Genomic DNA, 6,032 nt, shown 5'->3' with positions numbered 1-6,032 from the left:
TCCCATATCCATACTCTGTTGCGCAGGCTTTGACTCTATGTGGACAGGTTCTGAATCCATAATTTCACATTCAGGATTCATTATAAATTTTTTCTATATCAGAATAAAACTTATTGTGAATATATTTCTGATGCGATTTTATTTAAAATACTATTTAAATGTTTTATGTCTTCATTTGTATAATTATCATGTTTGGGGTTGTTTATTATAAACTCATATTTTTCATTTGCAATATAAAGCAAAAGCTTTAACTCTTTTTCATTAAAGGAAATCTGAAATGATTTTGACCTGTCTTTTTGAAAAGTTGAATCCGTAAAAGTACAAATTTTTATTCCCTTGCTTTTTTTCATGGAAATCGCAGTTACAAAAAGCGAAAATCTGTCTCCTTCTGCAAGATATCTGGCTGCTCCGGAGTAGGTCAGCAAATCATAGCCGCCGTCATGGCGGTCGTCCCTTAAAATCTTAATATAACGCCGGTTTTTCTTAAGAACAATACCACTTATTTTTCTGATGCCCAATTTTTTCACTTCTTTCCATGTTATAAAAGCTTATATTTCTTTAAATTCTGATTATATTAATATTATACTCAAAATTTTAAGGATAGTCAATATATTAAGTCTATTTTATACTTAATATGGTGATAAAATGATAAGTTATTCGCCCTTATGGGAAACAATGAAAAAGAAAAATATAACAACATATACTTTGATTAAAAAATATAATTTTAGTAAAAATACGATTCATCGTTTAAAACATAATATGGGGTTATCTACATTGTTATTAAATGATTTGTGCAGCATTCTTGATTGTAGGGTTGAAGATGTTTTATTGTATGTCCCTGATAATCAGTGTAAATCAGATGATGAATAAGCTTAAAACAACAGCAGGCAATCTTGACACTATTAGATGCTATGTAAAAATCTATGCCAAAGGGGATGCCCTCATTTGCAGGGCATCTCTTGCTTTATGCATTTGCTTTTCATGGAAACTTATAAAATCCCTTGAATCACAATAAAGCTTATGTTATAATAAAAGCATGTAACTTATTATATATTTAAGGAGTATTATTTGATGATTACAGTTTCAAATGTCAGTATGCAGTTCGGCGGAACCACTCTATTTAAAAATGTTGATTTGAAGTTTACCGGCGGTAACTGTTACGGAATAATCGGAGCTAACGGTGCAGGAAAGTCAACATTTCTTAAAATTCTCTGCGGAGATCTTGAGCCTACTACAGGTGAGGTAGTAATACAAAAAGGAGTGCGACTTTCTGTTCTCAGGCAGGATCACTTTGCTTTTGAAGAATATACAGTTCTTGATACCGTTATTATGGGAAATGCTCGTTTGTATGAAATAATGAAACGCAAGGACGCTTTATATGCCAAAGAGGATTTTTCCGAGGAGGACGGCGTTGAAGCTTCTGAGCTTGAAGCAGAATTTGCTGAACTTAACGGCTGGGAGGCTGAATCAGATGCATCAAAGCTTGTTCAGGGACTTGGTCTTCCTGAGGATATTCTGTATAGTCAGATGTCTTCGCTTTCCGGTAATGAAAAAGTAAAGGTATTGCTGGCACAGGCTCTTTTCGGAAATCCGGATATAATTTTGCTGGACGAGCCTACTAACCATCTTGATATTGACGCTGTAAAGTGGCTTGAGGATTTTCTGGCAGAGTATTTCGGTACGGTTTTGGTAGTATCTCATGACAGACACTTCCTCAATAATGTCTGCACTCATATTGTTGATATTGACTATACAAAAATTAAAATGTATGTAGGTAACTATGAGTTCTGGTACGAATCAAGTCAGCTTATGCAGAGAATGATAAAACAGCAGAATAAAAAGACTGAAGAGAAAATTAAAGAGCTTAAGGCATTTATTGAGCGATTTTCTGCAAATAAATCAAAGTCCAAACAGGCAACATCAAGAAGAAAACTCCTTGATAATCTTACAGTTGAGGAAATGCCGGCATCAAGCAGAAAGTACCCTTTTATTGGATTCAGTCCTGAAAGGGAACTGGGCAAGGAAATTCTTTCAGTTAATGGTATTTCAAAAACTGCTGACGGTGAAAAGCTGCTGAATAATATAAGCTTTACACTTGGCAGAACGGATAAGGTTGCTTTTATAAGTGAAAGTGAACAGGCAATTACAATGCTGTTTAAAATCCTTATGGAGGAAGAACAGCCTGATGAAGGTGATTTCAAATGGGGTGTTTCCACATCGGTATCATATTTCCCGGCAGATAATAATAAATATTTTGACGGCTGTGACATGTCGATTATTGACTGGATGAGGCAATACTCAACAGATGAAACAGACACATATCTTCGTGGTTTTCTGGGAAGAATGCTGTTTTCGGGAGATGATGTGTATAAAAAGGTAAATGTACTTTCCGGAGGCGAAAAGGTAAGATGTATGTTTTCAAGAATGATGCTGTTCGGCTCTAATGTTCTTATTCTTGACAGACCTACAAATCATCTTGATCTGGAAAGCATTACCGCAGTAAATAATGGATTGGTAAGTTTCAAGGGTGTTATACTTCTTGCTTCTCATGACCACGAAATTTTACAGACTGTAGCAAACCGAATTATTGAAATTACACCGGAAGGATGTATTGACAGACAGGGAACTTATGAAGAATTCCTTGAGTTTAAAAAGAATATGAAATAAAAATTTCCCCCGTTATGATACGGGGGATTTTTGTTACAATTCAAAGCCTTCTGCTCTTAATTTATCGATTACCTCGCCAAGTACTGCGGCATTAGTACTTGAAACCGAATGAAGGAGGTAGATTCCTCCGCCGTGAGCCGAAGATACAATTCGCTCCAGAGCCTGACCGTATTCCGGCTGAGCATCTGTTTTCCAGTCAACGTAAGCAAAGCTCCACATTAAAGTTTTATATCCGAGTTCTTTGCATTCAGCCAGTGATTTTTCTGAAAATTCACCGCAGGGGGGACGCAGATACTGCATTTCATATCCGTATTTTTCGAGTACGAAGTTGTGAAGACTCATTACTTCTTCCTTAAGTTCTTCATCGCTTAGTTCGGGCATAGAAGCATGTGTCATTCCATGATTTCCGATAATATGCCCTTCATCAATCATTCTTTTTACCAAATCTTCTTCTTTTTTAGCATAATCCCCTGTCAGAAAGAAAATTGCTTTAACGTTTTTTTCTTTGAGTACGTCGAGTATTGGTGCGGTATATCCATTTTCATAGCCTTGATCGAAAGTCAGAATAATTCTGTTTTTATCATTTGTCAGTGCATAGGCGTCTAATTCGCCGTATTGGGAGTTGAAATCTGCTGCCCCGACAGGGCAATTTTCACTGTCGGTAACAGTTCCCTGACCGTAGCCTTTCTTTTCACTGCTTAAAGCCTGAACAGGCTGTCCGGCGGTCAGAGCCGTAATAATGGCAGCAGCTGCAATAATTTTTTTAATTTTCATTCTGCCACCTCATGCCGTTTTTTGACGGCAATAATATTATATTCTTTTTTATGATTTATATGACTGGAATTATTTTAATTTGTTATAATGGCAAAATATGTCAACAATTTTTGTGCAAAATTACAAAAATATTGAAAATTATTTATTTGCTCTTGAAAACTTAACCATAAGGTGCTATAATTAAAACACAAAATATAGGAGATTTAGTATGGCTTGGTAACTTGAATAAATATTTCCTTTACTTTTAAAATTTTGAATGCATGTTTTTATTATATTTAATATGAAATGACAGGAAGAGGTGACTTGTCATTTTAAATAAATATTATATGTGATTGGAGGGTGAAAAATTTTAAATATCAACAACTAATATTAAAAATAATAGAAAAGAGGAAATGTAAAAAATGGTTAAATTCAAAAAAATGGTTATGGGTATTGCCGCAGCAGCGGTGATGTCAGTTTCCGCTTTAAGCGGAGTTGTTAGCGCAAACTATGATTCTCGTTATGACATTAACAAGGATGGATATGTCAGCTCATCTGATGCAGTTATGATGAACAAATTTCTGTGCGGAGCATGGGCACCGTCTGATGTAAGTACTATTGATGTTAATCAGAATGGGATTGTTGATTGGATTGATGGGGATATGATAACGGCGTATATTCTCGGAACTTCTAAAACAGTAACTACCCATTAAATAAAGGAGATGATAAAAATGATAATGATTAATAAGAAAACTAAAATAACGGCAATTTTAACATTTGTGGTAATGACGCTTGGCGTGATTTTCGGCGGATATAATATGTATGAAGCAAATGCTGATATAGCAGGTACTACATATCTTAAATATACATATGCTACTGGTACAACAACAGAATATACATTGCCTTCAATCCCAGAGGTCGATATATCTAATTATGCTGCTGTAGCGGCTCTTTCTGATGAAGATAATAGAGCAGATGCACCATTAGAGCAAACGATTGTTTCTATAAAATATTTTGTTCCAACAGAAACTCCAGGAATTTATAGCATGCCAATTGGAACGGGTTTTATTATAGGTGATCATGAGATCATGACAGCTGCACATATGGTAAATAACAGCGGTAATTTTTTTACTTCTCCAGTTATTGAGATTCCTAATTCTAATCCTCAGAATGATAATGGTACAACAGTAACTCCTATAGCAACCCATGTCGCAAAAAAACAAATTCAGGGTGATCCTGGTTATGATTATGCTATTATTACAGTAGAAGAAGATTTAAGTGCATATGGAAAAGCGTTACTTGGAATGCCTACAGAATCAGCTATAAGCAATAATATGAATATACATTGCTTGGGATATGCAAATTACAATAATACAAATCTTGTTTTAAAAATATCTAATGGTACTATTTTAGATTCTATAGATGGTTTAGAATTAACAACTAGTGCTGATACTGCTGGTGGAACCAGTGGTGGTCCAATTTATGTTGAAACTGATTATGGAAATTCAGATGGAAGTAATATGAAGACATATAAAACAGTTATTGGTATTTGCTCTGGTTTGAAGTACGGTAATGAGATAGGTCCAATTGTAAGACCAACAGTATTACAATTTGCGTATAATAATCCAAACTTATAATATAAGGAGTTGATATGTATGAAAAAATCATTAAGAAAAATATTATCCGGCATAATAGCAACAGTAATGGTAGGAAGTTGTTTGTCAATGACAATTTTTGCTGATATGGGTTTACCAGAAGAGCTACCTGAATATTATCTGAATTCTGATAATATTGTATGGAAAAATGGAGATTCAAATATTAAAGGTTATAAAAATGGTGATTTGCTTTCATGTAAATATCTTGATTCAAGTTTCGTTGTGGCAATTCCTGAAGATATTGAAGTTACAAATGAGTATTTGGGATTGACTGATGATTATAGTATAGTGTATATTGATTCATCATATCCGCTATATAATTTATATGCAGATCAATATGATTTAACTGGTGAAAAAGTTTATTTTATTGATAATGCAAACAAAGATGATGAAACAATTATTGATGAAATGAAGAATTTTATGATTGAAGACAAGGTAGATGCTTCATTTAACCATAAATCATATTCTTATGAAGTATGGCAGCTTGATTCATTAACAATTAACCTGAAAACTCCAGATGAAAATTTTTCTGTTGATAAATATGATGGACTTAAAGGTCTTGAATTGAAAAAAAAGGATGATGCTGGTCAGCAATACGAAGTGAATATAAAGTCGGTAAATGTTAATGATATTGCCGGGATTTTAGAACAGGTTAATAGTGATGAGAATATTGAAAATACAAATGTAAATATGCGGAGCGATGCTATGGGAATAACTGTTTTTGAAGCTAAACCTAGTTTTATTCGCATAGACGGTGACAGCAACAGTGACAACAGACTTAATGTAAGAGATGCCGCATTTATTGCACAAAAAATGGCTGAACAGAAATCTTCCGAACTTCCGGAATATGCTGATTATAATCTCGACGGCAGTGTCAATGTAAGAGATGCCGCTGGAATTGCAAGATTTATGGCTGAGAAAAGCGTACCAGCTGAAAAGTAAAAACAATATTAAAAA

7 protein-coding genes are annotated in these 6,032 nt (G+C 34.3%); 5 read left to right on the top strand and 2 right to left on the bottom strand.

Going from position 1 to position 6,032, the window contains the following annotated elements:
* Positions 1–110 precede the first annotated feature (110 nt).
* Positions 111–518, bottom strand: coding sequence for a hypothetical protein (locus ACI4WO_RS08370; RefSeq protein WP_439807106.1), 408 nt, complete (start codon positions 516–518; stop codon positions 111–113).
* Positions 519–645: 127 nt separating this feature from the next.
* Between ACI4WO_RS08370 and ACI4WO_RS08365 the strand changes: the two genes are divergently transcribed.
* Positions 646–870, top strand: a complete 225-nt coding sequence (locus ACI4WO_RS08365) for a helix-turn-helix domain-containing protein (RefSeq protein ID WP_439807105.1) — start codon at positions 646–648, stop codon at positions 868–870.
* 201 nt (positions 871–1,071) lie between these two features.
* The gene (locus ACI4WO_RS08360) at positions 1,072–2,667 is read left to right on the top strand and encodes an ABC-F family ATP-binding cassette domain-containing protein (RefSeq protein ID WP_439807104.1); all 1,596 of its coding nucleotides are present in this window, start codon (positions 1,072–1,074) and stop codon (positions 2,665–2,667) included.
* Between the two features lie 33 nt (positions 2,668–2,700).
* Here ACI4WO_RS08360 and ACI4WO_RS08355 read toward each other — a convergent pair whose 3' ends face one another.
* Entirely contained in the window at positions 2,701–3,441 is a 741-nt protein-coding gene (locus ACI4WO_RS08355; RefSeq protein WP_439807103.1) for a polysaccharide deacetylase family protein, read from the bottom strand.
* Positions 3,442–3,842: 401 nt separating this feature from the next.
* Between ACI4WO_RS08355 and ACI4WO_RS08350 the strand changes: the two genes are divergently transcribed.
* Genes ACI4WO_RS08350 through ACI4WO_RS08340 form a run of 3 tightly spaced genes read left to right on the top strand, consistent with a single transcriptional unit; the run spans position 3,843 to position 6,017 of the window.
* Positions 3,843–4,133 carry a dockerin type I repeat-containing protein gene (locus tag ACI4WO_RS08350; protein ID WP_439807102.1) on the top strand — a complete coding sequence of 97 codons (291 nt, stop codon included), beginning with the start codon at positions 3,843–3,845 and terminating at the stop codon, positions 4,131–4,133.
* An 18-nt stretch (positions 4,134–4,151) separates the two neighbouring features.
* On the top strand, positions 4,152–5,057 hold the full coding sequence (locus ACI4WO_RS08345) for a trypsin-like serine peptidase (protein ID WP_439807101.1): 906 nt from the start codon (positions 4,152–4,154) through the stop codon (positions 5,055–5,057).
* Positions 5,058–5,075: 18 nt separating this feature from the next.
* On the top strand, positions 5,076–6,017 hold the full coding sequence (locus ACI4WO_RS08340) for a dockerin type I domain-containing protein (RefSeq protein ID WP_439807100.1): 942 nt from the start codon (positions 5,076–5,078) through the stop codon (positions 6,015–6,017).
* Positions 6,018–6,032: the final 15 nt, after the last annotated feature.

It is taken from the genome of Porcipelethomonas sp., from assembly GCF_051893655.1.
Classification (GTDB): domain Bacteria; phylum Bacillota; class Clostridia; order Oscillospirales; family Ruminococcaceae; genus Porcipelethomonas.
Note: the sequence above shows the minus strand (reverse complement) of the source record. Positions and strands in the feature narration are given on the sequence as shown.

What these genes read in the sequence shown, in the direction of transcription:
- ACI4WO_RS08365 (WP_439807105.1), top strand. Translation starts at nt 646, where the DNA reads ATGATAAGTTATTCGCCCTTATGGGAAACAATGAAAAAGAAAAATATA.
- ACI4WO_RS08360 (WP_439807104.1), top strand. Translation starts at nt 1,072, where the DNA reads ATGATTACAGTTTCAAATGTCAGTATGCAGTTCGGCGGAACCACTCTA.
- ACI4WO_RS08355 (WP_439807103.1), bottom strand. Translation starts at nt 3,441, where the DNA reads ATGAAAATTAAAAAAATTATTGCAGCTGCTGCCATTATTACGGCTCTG.
- ACI4WO_RS08350 (WP_439807102.1), top strand. Translation starts at nt 3,843, where the DNA reads ATGGTTAAATTCAAAAAAATGGTTATGGGTATTGCCGCAGCAGCGGTG.
- ACI4WO_RS08345 (WP_439807101.1), top strand. Translation starts at nt 4,152, where the DNA reads ATGATAATGATTAATAAGAAAACTAAAATAACGGCAATTTTAACATTT.
- ACI4WO_RS08340 (WP_439807100.1), top strand. Translation starts at nt 5,076, where the DNA reads ATGAAAAAATCATTAAGAAAAATATTATCCGGCATAATAGCAACAGTA.